At 58.9% G+C, this 2,309-nt stretch carries 1 protein-coding gene; it reads left to right on the plus strand.

Features of this window, described 5'->3' with window-relative positions:
• A partial coding sequence (locus BSU04_RS15090) for an Ig-like domain-containing protein (protein ID WP_256982784.1) occupies positions 1 to 2,309 on the plus strand: 2,309 nt, incomplete at both ends.

Consider the following 2,309-nt stretch of genomic DNA (forward strand, 5'->3'; position numbering starts at 1 on the left):
GACTGGTCATTCAAGCCGGCCATCCCGCTGGCTGACGGTGCGCATGACATCACCGCAACGCAGGCAAACCCGGCTACGGGCAAGGTAAGCTTGCCGTCAGGTGATTGGCCGTTCAACGTCGACACTAGCGTTCCGGCAGCACCGACTATCAGCGGCGTGACGGATAACGTTGGCCCAATCCAGGGCCCCGTTCCGGCACATGGCACGACCGACGACAACGATCCGGTGATCGCAGGCAAGGGTGTGCCGGGTGACATCGTGCACGTGCTGGATAACGGCGTTGATATTGGTTCGACCACGGTGAACCCGTCGGGCGACTGGACGTTCAAGCCGACGGTTCCGCTGGCGGATGGTCCGCATGACATAACCGCTGAGCAGTCGAACCCGGCTACGGGCGCAACCAGCGGCCCCTCGCAGGACTTCCCGTTCAATGTTGACACGACCACGCCGGTAGCGCCTTCGATCACGCAGGTGCTGGATGCGGTGGGTGCTGTTACAGGTCCGGTTCCGAAGAACGGTTCGACCGACGACAACGATCCGGTGATCAGCGGCAAGGGCGTTGCCGGTGACGTCGTGCACGTGATGGACAACGGCAAGGAAATTGGCTCGACCACGGTGAGCGGCACGGGTGACTGGTCGTTCAAGCCGGCGACCGCGCTGGCTGACGGCGCACATGACATCACCGCAACGCAGGCCAACCCGGCTACGGGCAAGGTAAGCTTGCCGTCAAGCGACTGGCCGTTCAACGTGGATACCGTTCATAGGCCCGATGCTCCGGTCATCAATGACATGGTGGAATACTCGAGTAATGGGGACCCCCTCGGCTCTTTCCCGTCAGGCAGCATAACCCCTTCGCCGATTGTTAGGCTCTATGGTACAGCTGATGCGAACGCTGTTGTGTACCTGTACGAAGGCAACACGTTGATCGGCTCGACCGCTTGCGACGCAAGCGGCGTCTGGTTGTACCAGAACACCAAATGGGCTACTGGCCCGCACGACATAACCGCAACGCAAAAGAATACTGCGGGTATTGAAAGCGCGCATTCGAACGATTGGCTGTTCTCGGTGGGGAACATACCTGCGCCGAGTGAAACCATAGTGATCACAAACATGATCGATCACACGTTGGGTAACGTTTCCGTCGGCAATAATGGTTCGACCAGCGACTCGTCGCCAACGATTCAGGGCACGTTGTCGCACGCGCTGCTCGCTGGCGAGACGCTTGTAATTATCCGCGACAGCCAACAGGTTGGCATCGCTACTGCATCGGGAACTAGCTGGTCGTTCAACGATTCGGGATTGTCCCTCGGAAGTCACAATTATTACGCGAAAGTGGTAGGCATCGCTGGCCACAGTGACGTTTCCAATTACTTTTATATTACCGAAATCGCCCCGGCTGCTGTGATCCCGGTCGAAACCGTTGTGATCAATAACCTGACGGATCACACTTCGGGCGCCAATATCCCGGCAGGTTCTTCGACCACCGATAAGGCGCCGGTGGTGCACGGTTCGGTATCGTCCGCGTTGCTCGCCGGCGAGACGCTTGCGGTTTATCGCGACGGTCAAAAGGTCGGCACTGCTACGGTGTCTGGAACAGGATGGACGTTCAACGACTCAGGCGTAGGAACGGGAATTCACACCTATACGGCCCAAGTAGAGAACACGAATGGCCATGGTCCAGTCTCGAACCCGTTCACGTTCAATGAAATCGCCCCGGCTGCCCCGATTCCGACCGAAACCGTTGCGATTAGTAGCCTGACGGATCACACTTCGGGCGCCAATATCCCGGCAGGTTCTTCGACCACCGATACGGCGCCGGTGGTGCACGGTTCGGTATCGTCCGCGTTGCTCGCCGGCGAGACGCTTGCGGTTTATCGCGACGGTCAAAAGGTCGGCACTGCTACTGTGTCTGGAACGGGATGGACGTTCAACGACTCAGGCGTGGGAGTGGGAAGCCACACCTATACGGCCCAAGTTGAGAACTCGTCTGGCAACGGCCCCAGGTCAGGTCCATTTACGTTCAACGAGTTAAGTAACGTCCCATCCGCGCCGGTGATTACGGACGTGCAAGACGCAGTGGGTCCGGTTCAGGGTCCAGTGCCGAACAACGGTACGACCGACGACAACCAGCCCACCATCAGGGGTACGGGCACGGCTGGCGATACACTCTGGCTTTTCGTTGATGGCAAGGGGGCTGGAGAAACGACCGTGGACGGTACCGGCCACTGGTCAATTAAGCCTTCGACCGCGATGTACGACGGCAAGCATAGTTTTACCACCACGCAGTTCGCCAGCGGACAGCCGCAAAG

The sequence above is a fragment of the Caballeronia sordidicola genome (genome assembly GCF_002220365.1).
In the GTDB taxonomy this organism is placed as follows: domain Bacteria; phylum Pseudomonadota; class Gammaproteobacteria; order Burkholderiales; family Burkholderiaceae; genus Caballeronia; species Caballeronia sordidicola_C.